The organism is Rhizorhapis sp. SPR117 (assembly GCF_021742065.1).
On record NZ_JAKKIE010000012.1, the window covers coordinates 1 to 15,918 of the forward strand.

Below are 15,918 nucleotides of genomic sequence, written 5' to 3' on the forward strand. Positions count from 1 at the left end.
GCCGACGAGATCCTCGCCGCCGTCAAACGCTTCTGCCAGAAAACAATGAAGCGAACTTCGGATTCAGGTGACTAGCATATAGCGTGCTTTGTCAGCACCATCGCTGAATCCAGTGATGCCTATCCGTTTAGGGTCAACGATTTCCTCGCGAACAAGACGATCTACGGTAGTTAGTATCGCCGATGAAACGCTGCGCTTGTCCATCCAATTCGTGACACCGATCCGGGTGCTTTCCTCCGTCGTCTTCACTGGCTGCGCGAGACCGTAGTAGACGGGCCGATTATATACTAGAACGGCATAGCCCGCGGACGCCAAAGGGAAGATCGGGTAGCTGTCGCCGACACCACCTCGCAAAAATCCCCGCGCATAATAGCCGACGATCACAAGCGGCAATTTCGGGCGTTCGCCGGTTCCGGGCGGAAGGACAAGCTCAGCAAAGTACGGCAAACCATATTGATTGCGATCCTCGAGATGTCTTACGGATCCGACCTTCAGGGAATGCCATTGCGGATTGGGGTCGAACAGGAGCGTGCGATCGCCCGTGGCTTTGCCGATAGTGATCAGCCGTCGCGGCACCGCTGCAGACTCAGCGGCGCAGATGATATCCGTTCGGGAACTTGCACATCCGCTGATGAGGTCGCGAGTTTGATATAGGAGGCGTGGTTGAGCGCGCGTTACCGGCCAGGAGTAAATCTTCGTCAGGCTGCGTGCCCACCCAGCGCGCGAAAGGAAAAATAGGGTGCTGCCATTATCGCCGAACCAGATCTGCTCCACGTCCGAACATATGGCATCGGCGCACGTCATCTCGGTTCCGTCGTTCCGGCGGATGACGATCGTGGTGGCAGAATTCACAAACCTTGGATCCTTTGACCCGATCCATGCCTCGGCGCCGGTAGATGCACGTTGACGACGCGGTTCTGCAGCTATGCGTTCCGCTTCTATCGGCAGCACGTCATGGCGCCCCTCCACGCCGATCGCGAACGTTTGAAACGGGGTTGCCGGAGGCCGGGGGGCCGGTCCCCAATTTGGTAACCATCGATCATCGTATCGATAGCCCTGAAGCCCCTCTTGCGTCTGATGCGGGGGTGTCCTCACAGTGAATATTATTTGCGCGCCAGTCTCGCTCCAACGAAATCCACGAACATCTTCAGTGGAGCGCGAGAGCAGAGCGAGAGTACCGCCGGCGCTTGGCAGCATCCACACCTGGGTCCGGCCCTCCCGACGCAGCAATAAGGCGAGCCTCTCACCATCCGGGGACCATCTCGGGATGATTGTTTCGATGGCCCCGGTGCCAAAATCTGCAACTGGCGGTCTGTCGAAAGTTCCCAAGATCGGCTCGCCATCGATAGGGAGTTCAAGATCGATCTTTCGACTGCGGATATCGATAATATAAAGCGTGGTGCAATACACGTTCCTGTCGGCATCTCCTTGGCGCACGGTCAAGGCGACCTTGCGACCGTCCGGCGATATGCTGAAGGGAGGCTCGGTATCAGCCATCCCTCCAATATCCCGCAATGAGACCAAATCTCGCGCTTGGACGTTGCGCGACGATCCGGACTCGGAAGACGACGCACATGGGGCCGACACCGCAGACATCGCTGCAAGCATGAGCGCCAGTGAGAACATCACTAGAACTGTGCAGAAAGTGAGAACTTAACAAATCGGCCGATCGCCGAGTAATTCGTCGAATCATATGGCTCGAAAAGCGCGCTTGTCGTTCGGATAAAGCTCGGTTTCCTATCGAACAAATTTAGTACCGACATCTGCACTTCCCAGTTGGACCGGCTGGATTCTCCGTTTAACTTGTATCGAGCGGTTATATCCCACGTCGTCATGGAGGCTGTCGAATAAGTTGATGCTGTGCGGTTATCGCGGACGCTGCCTAGATAGTTCGCGAAGAGATTCGCTCCCACGCCCCCACTATTTGTCCAGGAGAGGCCGCCGCGAGCCCTGAACCGCGGCGGATTAAATATCGTGCCGGCAAGTTGGACGCTCGGTTCCAAGGGAACGAGCTGACGGCTTGAGGTTAGGTATGACGCATCGGCCCGGAATGAGAGGGAATTCCGCGATCCAAATTCCAAGCGATAGGATATTGATCCGTCGACGCCACTGTAAGATGTGCTGGCAATGTTACGAAATCGGCCATCGATTATAGCAAATACCGAGGCCGGGTCGAACGGTCTACCTGTCTGATTGTTCAAACCCGTTGGCGAAACGCTCACCGCCTCCTGAATCGCAGACAGGGACGGCCTGAACTCGACCAATTCAGCAAAGGCTTGACTCAGTAGCGCCGTCTCGATCGAGCCGACCGGCGCAACGATGCGATCACGGTAACGAACGTCGAAATAGCTCACGCTAACCGCGAGACCGGGTAACGTCGGTGGGCGGATGTCGATTGTTGCTGAGAAGCTCGTTGCGCGTTCGGGCCTCAGCGTCGTGCTTCCGCCTGAGAGAGAGAGCAGGGTTCGTCCGCTCGGGACCGTACTTCCGCCAGATGCTGCGGACAGCAGCGTGGCGGCAGGAATAGAAAGCTGCTGCGCGAGAGTGGGAGCCTTGAAAGAACGGCCCCACGACAATTTGATTTCAGCTCCGCGGACGGGGGCCCAAATCAGGCCAAGTCGCGGGGTTCCCACGTTTGATAGACCATCGTAACGCTCGTATCTATAGGCAGCGCTTACACGAAGCTTCTCCACGCCCGGCATGGCATTCTGCTCCCCCACCAGGGGCAAATTAAGCTCGGCATACCCATAATATGCTGATTGGTCTCCGCGACGGACGACCGTCGCTCGGGTCGTTGTCAACTCATTGCGACGCCATCCACCGCCAAAAGCAAGCCTTACTCGTCCGCCGGGAAGATCGAACAGCGGGCCCTCTGCACCCGCTTCTACGACCCGATTTTCGTTGTCATAGATCACTTCGTTGCGCAGTAGCTGCGAACCTTGGAGAAATACCCGAGTAACTATGGGCGAAAAGCTACGACCGAAGACACCATTCAAGGATATCTTCCAAGGGGATAAATCGATTGTTGCGGCCGGCATGATGCCATAGGTCCAACTCTTCGATCGAAGGATTACGCCGAAATCAGTCAGAGGGCCGGTGGTTTGATTTGGTGCGTCCGTCGCCGTATCACGGCTGGTGTAATAGCCATCCGCATTCAAACTCAAGACGTCGCCGATTTGTTGGTGGCCGCTTGCGACGACACTGACTGTGCGAATCATGGGAAACAATGTCGCGTTCGGATTCATCGCGGCAGTGTAAGATCGCCGGCCGGCGGTGATGGCCGAATTGCGAGCAAAATTCCCAGTCAGGACGAGGCCGCCGCCCGACCATTGGGTCCCGCCAACGGCGCTATAATTTTGCGTAAAATTCCCCCCATCGGTTGACGCCCCGATAGCCGTATCAAAAGCCAACCCTCGATAGTTTCGCTTGAGAAGGATGTTCACAACGCCGCCGACAGCGTCGGAACCGTACAGCGCTGATGCGCCATCTGGCAGGACTTCTACTCGTTCAACTGCGGCGAGCGGAATGCTGGAGAAATCCACTCCCTGTGTAATGGAGCCGTAGACCATTCGGCGACCGTTGAGGAGTGTCAACGTCGCGTCGGGGCCGAGCCCTCTGAGATTGAGGGCCGTCGACGAATCCCCATTTTGGCTACCGAAAAGACCGGGGCCTTGCCCGACACCAGGATTTTGACCACCTGTAAAATTCTGTGGTATGATCGAAGCCAGTTCACGCAGATCTGTAACGCCCTGCTGTTTGACTTCCGCTGCCGAATATTCGTAGACTGCTGACGGGGATTCTGCGCCTCTGATCCGCGATCCCGTGACAACAATGTCGGAGCTGCCGCCACTGGAACTCAGTTCCGCCGAAGCTTCCCGAAATCGGCTCCGGATAAGGATCGCCCCGCCTCGCTCGACCGCTACGAGATCGGTACCGCGGAGGAGCTGTTCGACCGCCTCTCTCGTCGTGTATGAACCGTCAAGGGCAGGCGCCCGCTTCCCTTGAACGACATCCGTTTCGAAAATGATTTCACGATTGGCGGCCCTGCCCACTGCGCGAAGAGCTGCGCCCAGATCCTGGCTGGGAACATCGTATGACTGCCTCGTCGGCTCCCCTTCGGCGGCAGCGGCAACCGCCGTGCTGGCCAGAAGCGTCGAACCAAGCAACGCATTCACAATCGCTTTCCTGAACCCCATGTGTCCCCCGAATGACGCTGGGCCGGATGAATTTCCGGCCTTTCAGGGGCATGCGACGCAGAGGGTTGGGTTTTTTAACCGCTTGCTCTCCTAAATTTAGCGGGATTGTCCATTCAGCGTGATATCGCCATCGGGAGTTCGGCCGACCCGAGCATCAAGAAGGATCGCGAGGCGATCGGCCAGCCTCTCCGGATCGCCGACCCGGAATGTGCCGGAGACCCGTCTTGTCGCCAGCGCTGGATCGGCAATGATCAACCTTTCGTCGGAATACCGATTGGCCTCCGCCGCCATTTCTCCCAGCGTCGCGCCGTCGAAATCGAGTAGCGCGTCTGGCCATGTTGTCTGAACGATTTCCGTCTCTTGGGACGGTGCAACAGCAACGACACCATGCGAGTCATCGAAGGCGACTGCCTGTCCAGGCAAAGCCCTGTGGATCACGCCTTCCGACTGTACCTTGCCCGGAACGTGGACATCGATCGCCCCCTGAATGAGCCGAACCATCGCCCTGGCGCCGTCCACCCGAACATCGAACACAGTGCCGTGGGCGACGACGGTGCCAGCGCCAGCGTGGACGACAAATGTCCGTCCATCATGTGCCACGTTGAACCTTGCGCGTCCCTTCTTGAGCCACAGCTCGCGCCGATCCCGGCCGAATACGACGTCCAGATACGTGTTGGTGTCGAGGGTGACGATCGATCCGTCCGCGAGGTCGACCGAACGGATCTCGCCGATCCGCGTCGAGAACTGGGACGGCGGTGCAGCCGTTCCACGCTCGGCGATGGTCGTTGGACGCATCAGATAGATGAGTGGGGTCATCACGACCATCGCCAGCCCGACCATCGCCGCGAGGCGACGCAGCCGGCGCGCCTTTGTTTCCTCCTCCGCCTGGACAAGAAACTCGATTTTCGTCGGGTTGAGGTTCTTGCCGAGACTGTAGGTCTCGGCAATATGGCTGTACGCCATGCGGTGCAGGTCATCGGCGCCGAGCCATAGCTCGAATTCGGATTGCCAGGCCAAGGCGTCCGGCCCTTTCATCCGCGCGAGCCAGGTTGCAGCGTCACGCAACGCGGATCGTTCAGGAGATCGCACTCTCAAGCCTCATCGAGCAACGCAAGCGCTATTCTTTCCAATGCCTTCGCCATGTGCTTCTGTACGGCCGGGATGCTGATACCCAGCCGCGCCGCGATCTCCCGGTAGCACAGCTCTTCGACCCGATAGAGCAGAAACACGGTGCGTGTGCGCTCAGGCATGACCGCCAATGTGGCCTCATAAGTCTGCATCACATCGTTCAGGCGCAAGCCGTCTTCCTGCGTTGCCGGCACGGCAATGTCCTGGACGACGCGAAGAACGGCTGAGTGGATTTCTCGTCGTGAGCGGTCGATCAGGAGGTTTCTTGCAATGCGCTGAAGATAGGCGGCGGGCCGCGCCGGCATGGCTTCACGCGCGACCTGGGCAAGTCGCACAAATGCCTCCTGAACGAGATCGCAGACATCTTCGCCCGAGTGTAACCGTCGGCGGATATAGCGTTGCAGCCGAGGCCCTTCGACGCGGAACAGCGCCTCGATGGCGTCGCCATGTGCCTCTGAAACCAGCCGAGGCGCGGCGCCATCTTGCGGGCCGTTCACGACGAACATCGCCCAACGCAGCGGAGTGGCAAAGATTTGCCAAGCAATTCATGCATCGATTCCGGACCGTGCGCGGCAAAACCCATCGGCCGGCGGGCGCCGGCTCATCGAGCTCGCAGAGGAATGCCGCCGTTGGGCAATGACGCCCTGGTCCGGAACGGCCGCCTGTCAGTCAGAGACCGGCGTGTGTGCCTCGCTGGATAGTTCCACAGCATCGGTTGCCAGCGACGTGCCGAGCTGCCAGCTAATCATGCTGAGGGTTCCCGCGAATTGCAAGAGAGCTGCCCTGTCGCGTCGGAACGCGCCGTCATAGCTCATTGACTCCTGCATCCACGTCCCCAGAACCGCGTAACGCGTCGATTAAACGCTGCAACTCGGCCGCGGCGTCATAGTTCTGCGCATCGTCCAGCAGATGCAGCGCTCGCTCCATCAGACCCAGCGCAGCCGCTACCCGGTCATCCATCTCGCACCTCCGCAAACAAAGTTAGGGCGGAAGCAGCGACGTCTGGGGGCTCGGCTTTATGCCGAAGGCGTCGATTTATTTGCGCGCGTCGTCCTCGAGCCGCGCGATCCGGGCCTTGCAGCTCGCCTCGACGAGTTTGATCAAATGCTCGGCATGCTCGCCGAGCCAGGCAAGCTGCTCCTCCGAAATGTGATAGTCCCTCGGGTAACGCGCCTTCACATAAGCCTGCTGGAGCTTCTCGAACGCGGCGACATCCGCATCCTCTTCGCGTGGCCATGCCGAAGCGAGCGCGGGATCGTGCAATTCGGCGGCATTGCGCAACTCGACGATATTGTGGCTGTGGGGCGTATACAGCGTGTAGACCAGCAGGACTGAATGATAGAGCCGTTCTACGCATTGATGGAGCTCATATGCCGCCTTCTTGATCCGATCCTTTTCCACGTTCCCGATGTAATCGTCGTAAAATTCGATCGAGCTTTTGAACCAGTCCTCGAAATACTCCTGGGTTAATTTCAGCACGCGCTTGGGAGACATGGGTTTCGGCTCAACGAGTGCGGCGTCATCGGTCTCGTACACGACGATGCCGTCACGCAGGAAATCGATGAAAAAATAACGCCCGCTCTCGAGCGATGCATTGATTTGCTCTATCGTGTATACGAAATAATGGGCCGGTGATCGCAGTCTGTGCGTGAAGCGATATTCCCGATAGAGCCGCTCGGTCACGTTGCGCCAATATTTGATGCGGTCGGTCAATCGTTCATCATTGACCATAACGATCAGGTCCCAGTCGGAATGCTTCCCGACATGGGTGTGATGCAGGTCCACCCAGTCCCCGCGCGCACGGCTGCCATAGAGAACGATCTTTGTGATCCGACCCTTCGATCGCCATTCTTGCTGCGCGAGCGACAGCACATCCTCGAACTCCTCAAGGATCATGCCGATTATGCGTTCGAGTTCGGGCCGCTCCGTGACTGCGACATGCTCAATGCCATGCCTCATTCGCTCTCCTCCTCGACCGCTCTATCGATATTGCGCACCGAGACAGGTATCGCGTCGACCGAATGCATTGCCTCCGCCTTCAGCGCAGCGATATGTTCCTGGCACACGATGCGCACCGCTTCCGAGAGATTCTGCGTGATCTCGCCCAGCCAGCGCAACTGTTCCACCGTGATCTTGTAGCCCGGTCTGGCGTAGCGTGCCTTGACATAGGCATCGCGCAGGATGTTGAACGCAGCCCGCTGCCAATGAAAGTCGCTTGGCCAAACATAGGCGAGGCGACGATCGAGCTTGTCCGCCATTCCCCGCAATGCTTTTATATTGTGATTGCGCGGCGCATAGAATGTTAAGGTCAGAAGCACGGCATTGTAGAGATGCTCGACGCATTGGTGTAGTTCGAAGGCGGCTTTGTGAGTTCGAGACAATTCCAAATTGCGCGAAAAATCATCATAAAACTCTCCGGCGCTCGGATACCATTCTCCAAAATATTCCTCTGCCAATGCCACTTTATCGCTGGGCGTCTTAGGTTTCGGTTTTGGAAATTCTACATCGTCGGCATCGTACAGCAGGATACCGTCTTTCACGATATCCATGAAGAAATAACGGCCTCTGGACAGGGCGCTGTGAACTTCCTGACGGGTGTGGACGATCATCGAAGGCAAGCTCTTTATGCGGCCGGCAGCGCGCGCCTTGAGGAATCGGTCCTCCAACGCGGACCAGAAGGCGATATTGTCCACGACCTGCTTGCGATTGACCATGACCAGAAGGTCGTAGTCCGACGAATAGGCCTTTTTGGTGTGGGGCTCGTACACCCAGCCGCCGCGCGCGAAGCTGCCATAAAGCACGATCTTGTGGATGCGGCCTTTTTTCTTCCAGCCGGTCACCGAACTGGCATGGGCATCCTCGAACGCGGTCAATATCGTGCGTAGCACGAAATCCCCCAGTTCGCGTCGTCGATCCGCCGGCAAATGATCCAGATCGGTCCGCATCAGTGCTGGTCTTCTGGTGGAGCTTTCGCGGGATGGAGTGAAACGATAGTCAAGCTTCACCCCCGCTGGGCCAGGAGGCTAGACAACAGGCTAGGATTCGCGAGATCGTCGACATTGATCGGGACGCTCTTGGAAGGGATGAAAATGGCCTTCCAGGGCTCGAGAACAGGCACGCCGGCAGCCTTGAAATGCGTTACATCCCGGCTGACCACGATCAGACCATTCTCGGCCGCGCAGGCCCCGATCAGAAGATCGAGCTGTCCGAAAACGTGACCGCGACGTCTCCCAGCCTCGAGAAGGAGCCGCCAACGCAACAGCACGTTCTCATCGATCGCAAGCGTCCTGCCCGCAAACAGCGGCCGTAGCTCATGATCGAGCCAGCTTGCGATGTGCGCCCGGCGATCCGCGTCCGCCAGCTGCTCGATCCCGAACCGGATCTCCGCAAAAGTCACGTCCGAGACGAACAGATCATCTTCGCCCTGCGCAGCCACGAACCGGACGACGTTGGCCTCCGGCCGAGGTTTCCGCAATTCCGAGAGGATGTTCGTGTCGAGCAGGAAGCCGCTCACAGATGGACGTTCCTCACCGGCCCGTCCACCGACGGCCGGTCGAATTCGACATCAACGAGCGGCGAAGCGGCCAGAAGGTCGACCAGACGGCGGCCGCTACGCTGCGCGCGTTCCTTGTCCCAGGTCTCCGCCGACACGATCACGACCGCGTCGCGCCCATGCAGGGTTACCCTCTGCGGGCCATTTTCGCGTGCGAGTCGTACGACTTCGCTGAACCTTGCTTTCGCATCCTGCAGCCGCCACCGCGTTCGAATTGGCGGCGCCGGCGTCTCCGGATTAGCGCGTTTTCCCACAGTCACATCCTACTAGTCAGCATGACTAGAATATGGCGGAGCACCGTTCGGGAATCAATCGTCTATTTGACCTCGTTGCTTGGACCGGGTCGGCCGAGTATTTCCTGCCTGTGGATGCCAGCTGCTCAAGCGGCCCGGCGCAACTCCTGCGGCCCGCCCTTCCCATATTTCCGCAGGACGTCATTCCAGTCGTTGAAACGAGGCGGCGGCCAGATTGTCTCGATCGTCCGGCCAGGCATTCCGTAGGCCTGCTCGGCCTTGGTCGCACCAATCCTTCCGCCTCGATCGTTATCGGGAAGGAGCAGCAGGCGCGTGACGGTCTCGGGGATCGTGATGCCCGCAAGGCGTTCGTTTCCAAGCGTCGCCCAAACGGGCAGATCGAAAAGGATCATGGCCGAGTAGGCCGTCTCCATGCCCTCGGCCAGGCCGAGCGTATCTCCGGCTGGGGCAAGCGTGACCGCGCCCCCCAGCGGACGACCGAGCATTCGGCGGGGATTAGCCAGATCCCGCGCGCGACGAGGTTCGCTGGGATCAAGAAAGGTGCGCTGAACCGCAACGAAATTGCCTCTCTCGTGCAGCGCGGAGATGAGGGCCGGACGCAAGGTAGCGATCTTGCCTCGTCCAAGGGGCGTATAGCGGTTATAGCGCAAGGCACGCGAGACTGCCGGCAACGATCGGCGCCGGAGATATTCCTCGGCCGGCGTCCCGGCGAGCGGGATCGAAGCATCCCAGAGATCCAGCGCGCGCTGCCGCAGCCAAAATGACGAATCTTGGTTGGTGGGTGCGCGATCCTCGGACGGAAGTGATTGGAGGGCATTGCGATCCAGGCGACGGATGGCGCGAAGGACGTCGCGCGTGTCGCAGCCCGCGAAGCATTTGAAGAGCAGCGCGCTGTCGCCGATGCGGACTGATAGGCTTGGACTGCGGTCGTCATGCGCAGGGCAAAGGCACATACCTCTGTCCGAGGACCAGACGCCGCCAAGACGCTTCACGAGACCGGACCCCAGAGCCTCGAGCTCGAGGTTTCGATTGGTGAGGAGAGATTGGGACACATGCGAACTCCCGGTCGTTCGCACTCCTCCGCCCGCCTTTCCTCCTTCCGGCCGAATTCATGCGGCACTGGGCGAAATCCGCCTTCCGGAGGACACGCGTTCCGCAGGCAGAGGAGATGGGGCACGGTGGTGCCCTTTTTCGAATTCGATGATGCGGATGCTATTGGCGACGATTTCCAGGACCCTGATCGATCCGGACAGAGCGTGGTGTGGAAGCGGTGTCCAATGTCCGCTATTGAGCGGGCCAGAGGTAATTGCCGATGGCGGTCGTGGCCGAGCGCGTCCGCGTCCCGCTCGACGCTCAAAAAGGGCCGAAGCCGGGTTCTACCTTGTCAGGCCAGCTCCTCTCTGGATCAGCGTGTCGAAATAGGTCCGCATGAGGGCACGCCCTTGCGGAGTGAGCCTGAGGTGGATTCTGCGCCGGTCCTTTGGGTCTCTTGTTCGAACGACGAGCCCCTTCTTCGAGAGTATCTGGGCCCAGCGGGCCGACGTGCTCGGAGCCATGGGCGAAAAGCTGGTGACGTTGACATTCTCCTCGCGCGCCTCGGCACCGTGGAGGTCGAGCAGAATGTCCCAGGCTGGATCGGCGAAAAGGCCCTCGCCAAAGATGTCCTCGCGCAGGCGCAGCGCCGACAGGAAGAGGTGCGCGATCCTCACGCCTTCGAGATAAGCTGGATGTGAGACAGGGTCGTTCGGTGCAGGCGAGAGATGCTGCTCGTCATCAGGCACCTGCCCATCGGAATGATCGTTTTTCGCTAGGTCTTTACCGGCGCCCTTCCCTTTGTCTCGCAACCCGGACGCGTTGGCACTTTCCTCGCTCATTCGCCCCGCTCCTCTGCCTATCGTAGGTTTTTGCTCGCAATGTGGGGGCCGTGCGCGGTCGGACGGTCCGACATTGGCTTTAATCCTGGCCTTTCTGCGACCGGACTGGCGCAGCGGACGGGTCAGGGGGCAGGCCGACTCCAATCACGTTCGGGACGGGGGCTTCGTTCGGCGTGCATATCACCGGTAACATCTGGACCGCTGTCCGGAGGCGCCCTCGGCGAGTGCCTGGGCGCCTTCCGGGGTCACGGGAAGATAGGCGAGCAAGGCTGCGTGATCGGCCGGTATCCCGTCGCGTTCGATCAGGTGAAAGATGTCCGGGTCCTGTGCCAGCAGCTTCCACGATGAAATCGTCCACGAGGACGTCGAGCCGGCTGCGAACAGCCGCCATATCGGAAATCGCTTCTTCCTGGTCGGCGGCGCGGATGGTTGGAACTGTCCCGTTGGGATCGGCCCGTAGGCGCCTCGCCGGCGTGGAGAAGGACATTGTCTGATAGCCGGCACCGAAGCCGGTCTCGGGCTTTTCGTGACCCATTTGCTTGAACTCGTCGTGTCTGCGAGAGGTCGCGATACTTACGGCCTTCGCTCCTTCCTGAAGCGAGTGAGATTTACTCCAGGGTGTATCAATGATTGCACCACCCCCCTCTTTCGCAGATGCCCGATGTCCCGTTTGGCGCGGAGGGTGGCGCGTATCGATTGACGCGACCTCGAGCTCTTCCTCGAGTCGGACAAGCCGGAAGTTTCAGGGCCTGTGCTAGCTTCGAACGTTGAGCGGCGAGTCCATCAGACTTTGGTGCATGGCGCTGGTACGCATCGCCGCGGTGCTGCGCGTCGCCATCTCCGTAGAATCCCCAAGCGTGTTATGAGGAGCGAGGCGCTAGCAGGACGAAGCCGCGCTTGGTGAGGGAAAAGGAGATTCTAATGTCCAGGCAGCCCGCCTTCTATAAGCCGCGCCATGTCGTCATCCTCGCTCATCCGATTGCGGGCAGCTTCAACGGCCTTGTGGCTGATGCCTATTGCGAGGCCGTGCGCGCCTGCGGGCAGGAAGCCATCGTGCGCGATCTTTACGCCATGGGCTTCGATCCCGTCCTCAAGGATCACGAGCGTCCCGGCAGACCGGGATTCAGCCTCTCCCATGACGTCGAGGCCGAGCACGATGCGATCAGGGGCAGCGATGTCTTCGTTCTCGTCTATCCGATCTGGTTCGGCATGCCGCCCGCGATGATGAAGGGTTACATCGATCGGGTGCTCGGAGCGGGGGTGACGCCGCAGGACGTCCAGCATCGCGCCGCTCTGACCCTGATGAAAGGCCGTCGGCTCGTCAGCATCACGTCGTCGGGGGCGAGCAAGCGCTGGCTCAACCAGCAGGACCAGATGGAATCCCTGCGCAACGTGCTTGGCCGCTATCTGCTGCATGCCTTCGCGATGACGGACTACCAGGATCTTCATTTCGGCGAGACGGTCGAGGGCCTGGAGCAGGACTATGTCGACCAGAATATCGGGGTCGTCGACGAGCGCGCCCGCAGCATCTGCGCGGCCGTCGCAGCCGAACGCGCGGCTCTTGGCGAAACTGCGACGTGATGATCCTGGCCGCTGACCCGGCGAGAAGTCGGGTTGCCGAACCGGGAAAGGAGAAACCGATGTCTGATCAATCCACCGCCCACCCGCGTCACGTGGTGGTCCTTGCGCATCCCGATCCGAACAGCTTCAACGCCAGCGTCGTTCGGACCTATTGCGAAACCGTCCGCTCCTGCGGACAGGAGGCGATCGTTCGCGATCTCTACGCGATCGGCTTCGATCCGGCGCTGAAAGCGGATGAGCGACCCCATGCGCAAGCGATCGCGCTTTCACCGGATGTGCAGGCCGAACTCGCCGCGATCGCCGAAGCCGACATCTACACACTGGTCTATCCGATCTGGTTTGCGATGCCGCCGGCGATGTTGACGGGCTATATCGACCGGGTGCTGGGCGCGGGGATCACTGTGAATGAGATTCAGGATCGCGCCGGGGAAAGCGTGCTTAGCGGACGGCACATGCTGAGCATTACCAGCTCGGGAACGCGCGAGGTCTGGCTCGACGAGCAGGGCCAAGTCGAATCGCTGCGCAACTTGATCGGTAAGTATCTCCTCCATGCCTTCGGCATGAAATCGTGCGAGCATCTCCACCTCGGCGGTGTCGTTGAAGGTCTCGACAAAGGGTTTGTCGATCAGTCTCTCTATGAAGTTCATGAGCGCGCCAGAAAGGTGTGCGCCATGCTCGCGGCGGAACGGCACGCCGCATCGGCATCGTTATCCGTCTCGGATCGTAGCTGACCGCCGAGACGTTCCGCGGTTGCACGCGTTGGCTATCCGATAAGGATGTCGCGGTCGCGAGCGCCCACGCGCGCCGCTTTGAAACGATTTTAACGGGAGCCCCGATGACCCACGACACAGATGTCCGCCATGGCTCGTTCGATCCGGCCGCCCCGCTCGATGCCGACGAGTTGAAACGGATGGACGCTTGGTGGCGGGCCGCCAACTATCTCAATGTGGGGCAGATCTATCTGTCGGCCAATCCTCTGCTTCGGGAGGCCCTGAAGATCGAGCATATCAAACCGCGGCTGCTCGGCCATTGGGGTACGTCGCCAGGACTCAACCTGGTCTACGTCCACATGAACCGGCTGATCCGCAAATATGATCTCGACACCATCTACATGGCCGGTCCCGGCCACGGTGGCCCGGCGCTGATCGCCAATGTCTGGCTGGAGGGCAGCTATAGCGATTTCTATCCCGAGATTACACGCGACGGGGCGGGCATGCTGCGCCTGTTCCGCCAGTTCTCGACCCCGGGCGGCGTCCCGAGCCACGTCAGCGTGCCGACCCCCGGCTCGATCCACGAGGGCGGCGAACTTGGCTATGTGCTGCTTCATGCCTTCGGGGCGGTGATGGACAATCCCGACCTGCTGGTGACGGCGGTGGTCGGCGATGGCGAGGCCGAGACCGGGCCGCTCGCCGGAAGCTGGAAAAGCATCGACTTTCTCAACCCGACGCGTGACGGCGCGGTGCTGCCGATCCTCCATCTCAACGGCTACAAGATTTCGGGCCCGACCGTCTGGGCCCGACACAGCGATGCCGACCTGGCCAAATTCTTCGAAGGTCAGGGCTATGCGCCGGTCTTCGTCGAGGGCGACGACCCGATGGTCGTCCATCAGCAGTTCGCGGCCGTGCTGGAGGCCGCGGTCCTCGGGATCAGGGATATCCAGAAGGAAGCGCGTGCGAACGGCCTCGGAGATCGCCCGGTCTGGCCGCTGATCGTGCTGCGCACGCCGAAAGGTTGGACCGGCCCGAAGATCGTCGACGGCGTGCAGATCGAGGGTACGTTCCGCGCCCACCAGGTGCCGGTCTCGGAGGTCAGGACCAACCCCGAGCATCTGCGCATCCTGGAAGACTGGCTGCGCAGCTATCACCCGGAAGAGCTGTTCGATGCTGACGGACGGCTCCAGCCCGAGATCGCCGCGCTGGCGCCGGAGGGCGACCGTCGAATGGGGTCCAACCCGCAGGCCAATGGCGGCTTGCTGACGAAGCCGCTCAAGCTTCCTGTTTATACGGTATACCAGGTCCGGTTCGAGCGGCGCGCTGCGGAGCGGATCGGCTCCACCGCCGTTCTCGGCCAATATCTGCGCGACCTCTATCGCGACAATCCCGACAATTTCCGCCTTTTCTGTCCGGACGAGACAAATTCGAACCGGCTGGGTGCGGTGTTCGACGCCTCGGATCGCTGTCTCGTGAGCGAGATCGAACCGGGCGACGACCATATCTCGCACGGCGGCCGAGTGATGGAGGTGCTGAGCGAGCATTGCTGCCACGGCTGGCTCGAAGGTTACACGCTCACCGGCCGCCACGGCCTGTTCGCGACCTACGAAGCCTTCGCCATGATCATCGATTCGATGGCGATGCAGCATTCCAAATGGATCGAGCATGCCCGCCGGGTGCCTTGGCGCGCCGACATACCCTCGCTCAACTATCTGCTGACGTCGACCTGCTGGCGCAACGACCATAACGGCTTCAGCCACCAGGGGCCGGGCTTCATCGATACGATCATTCATCGCAAGCCGGTTGTCGCCCGTGTCTACCTGCCGCCGGACGCCAATTGCCTGCTCTCGGTCGCCGACCACTGTCTCCGGAGCCGCAATTATCTGAACCTGATCGTCATCGACAAGCAGCCGCAACTGCAATGGCTGACGATGGCGGAGGCCGAGGCGCATTGCGCGAGCGGTGCGGGTGTGTGGGACATGTACAGCAATCAGCCCGAGGCGCCGGACATCGTGCTCGCCTGCGCCGGCGACGTGCCTACGCAAGAGACGATCGCCGCTGCCTGGATGCTGAGACGGCATGCCCCCGACCTCAAGGTTCGCGTGGTCAACATCGTCGATCTCATGCGGCTGGCCCCCGCTGATCGGCATCCGCACGGCATGAGCGATGCCGACTTCGTGGAGATTTTCACAGCCAACGTGCCGGTGGTGTTCGCTTTTCACGGCTATCCGGGCGTCGTCCACGATTTGCTGCATGGCCGGTCGGCGCATGAGCGGTTCCACGTGCGTGGTTACATGGAGGAAGGAACGACGACCACCCCGTTCGACATGGTGGTCCTCAACGAGATGAGCCGCCTGCATCTCTGCCTTGACGCGCTGCGCTACGTATCGGGTGCGCTGACCGCGAACAGCGACCTGATCGAACGCTGCAACGCTCTGCTCGCGGAGCATGAGGCCTACATCCGCGAGCATTTCGACGATCTGCCGGAGATCAGGGACTGGACCTGGTCGGACTGACGACGGCGAGCGCGATACTCGGCATCGGGGACCTTTGGATTTCGGCCAGGAATGCCAGCGCGCATTGAGTAGGATCGATCGCAGCCTGGCCTTATGGTCCGCGATT

At 60.3% G+C, this 15,918-nt stretch carries 15 protein-coding genes; 4 read left to right on the forward strand and 11 right to left on the reverse strand.

Annotation, left to right across the window (positions count from 1 at the left end):
• Positions 1 to 63 precede the first annotated feature (63 nt).
• The 11 genes from L3X40_RS06600 to L3X40_RS06650 form a co-directional block, all read right to left on the reverse strand.
• Positions 64 to 1,626 carry an Atxe2 family lasso peptide isopeptidase gene (locus tag L3X40_RS06600; protein ID WP_338331132.1) on the reverse strand — a complete coding sequence of 521 codons (1,563 nt, stop codon included), beginning with the start codon at positions 1,624 to 1,626 and terminating at the stop codon, positions 64 to 66.
• A gap of 2 nt (positions 1,627 to 1,628) precedes the next feature.
• A complete protein-coding gene (locus L3X40_RS06605) occupies positions 1,629 to 4,175 on the reverse strand; it encodes a TonB-dependent receptor (protein ID WP_158511743.1) in 2,547 nt (848 codons plus the stop codon).
• 117 nt (positions 4,176 to 4,292) lie between these two features.
• Positions 4,293 to 5,285, reverse strand: coding sequence for a FecR family protein (locus L3X40_RS06610; protein ID WP_237364975.1), 993 nt, complete (start codon positions 5,283 to 5,285; stop codon positions 4,293 to 4,295).
• A gap of 2 nt (positions 5,286 to 5,287) precedes the next feature.
• Positions 5,288 to 5,821: an RNA polymerase sigma factor gene (locus L3X40_RS06615; protein WP_158511742.1), complete on the reverse strand. Its 534-nt coding sequence runs from the start codon at positions 5,819 to 5,821 to the stop codon at positions 5,288 to 5,290.
• A gap of 307 nt (positions 5,822 to 6,128) precedes the next feature.
• Positions 6,129 to 6,284 carry a hypothetical protein gene (locus L3X40_RS06620; protein ID WP_158511741.1) on the reverse strand — a complete coding sequence of 52 codons (156 nt, stop codon included), beginning with the start codon at positions 6,282 to 6,284 and terminating at the stop codon, positions 6,129 to 6,131.
• 75 nt (positions 6,285 to 6,359) lie between these two features.
• On the reverse strand, positions 6,360 to 7,283 hold the full coding sequence (locus L3X40_RS06625; RefSeq protein WP_066556948.1) for a HEPN domain-containing protein: 924 nt from the start codon (positions 7,281 to 7,283) through the stop codon (positions 6,360 to 6,362).
• Positions 7,280 to 8,269 (reverse strand): HEPN domain-containing protein, encoded by a 990-nt coding sequence (locus L3X40_RS06630; protein ID WP_237364976.1) that lies wholly within the window; start codon positions 8,267 to 8,269, stop codon positions 7,280 to 7,282. The genes L3X40_RS06625 and L3X40_RS06630 overlap by 4 nt, the downstream gene beginning before the upstream one ends.
• A 56-nt stretch (positions 8,270 to 8,325) precedes the next feature.
• Positions 8,326 to 8,838 carry a type II toxin-antitoxin system VapC family toxin gene (locus L3X40_RS06635; protein ID WP_066556946.1) on the reverse strand — a complete coding sequence of 171 codons (513 nt, stop codon included), beginning with the start codon at positions 8,836 to 8,838 and terminating at the stop codon, positions 8,326 to 8,328.
• Positions 8,835 to 9,131, reverse strand: a complete 297-nt coding sequence (locus L3X40_RS06640; RefSeq protein WP_066556944.1) for a type II toxin-antitoxin system Phd/YefM family antitoxin — start codon at positions 9,129 to 9,131, stop codon at positions 8,835 to 8,837. Before L3X40_RS06640 ends, L3X40_RS06635 begins: the two co-directional genes overlap by 4 nt.
• A gap of 125 nt (positions 9,132 to 9,256) precedes the next feature.
• Positions 9,257 to 10,183 carry a DUF7146 domain-containing protein gene (locus tag L3X40_RS06645; RefSeq protein WP_066556942.1) on the reverse strand — a complete coding sequence of 309 codons (927 nt, stop codon included), beginning with the start codon at positions 10,181 to 10,183 and terminating at the stop codon, positions 9,257 to 9,259.
• 324 nt (positions 10,184 to 10,507) lie between these two features.
• Positions 10,508 to 11,005, reverse strand: a complete 498-nt coding sequence (locus L3X40_RS06650) for a winged helix DNA-binding protein (RefSeq protein WP_066556940.1) — start codon at positions 11,003 to 11,005, stop codon at positions 10,508 to 10,510.
• A 313-nt stretch (positions 11,006 to 11,318) separates the two neighbouring features.
• Here L3X40_RS06650 and L3X40_RS06655 point away from each other — a divergent pair, with 313 nt between their 5' ends.
• From L3X40_RS06655 to L3X40_RS06670, 4 genes are all read left to right on the forward strand, one after another.
• Entirely contained in the window at positions 11,319 to 11,465 is a 147-nt protein-coding gene (locus tag L3X40_RS06655; protein ID WP_237364977.1) for a hypothetical protein, read from the forward strand.
• A gap of 461 nt (positions 11,466 to 11,926) precedes the next feature.
• Positions 11,927 to 12,586, forward strand: a complete 660-nt coding sequence (locus L3X40_RS06660; RefSeq protein ID WP_066556937.1) for an NAD(P)H-dependent oxidoreductase — start codon at positions 11,927 to 11,929, stop codon at positions 12,584 to 12,586.
• Positions 12,587 to 12,645: 59 nt separating this feature from the next.
• Positions 12,646 to 13,317 (forward strand): NAD(P)H-dependent oxidoreductase, encoded by a 672-nt coding sequence (locus L3X40_RS06665; protein WP_158511740.1) that lies wholly within the window; start codon positions 12,646 to 12,648, stop codon positions 13,315 to 13,317.
• 104 nt (positions 13,318 to 13,421) lie between these two features.
• Entirely contained in the window at positions 13,422 to 15,812 is a 2,391-nt protein-coding gene (locus tag L3X40_RS06670; protein WP_066556931.1) for a phosphoketolase family protein, read from the forward strand.
• Positions 15,813 to 15,918 lie beyond the last annotated feature (106 nt).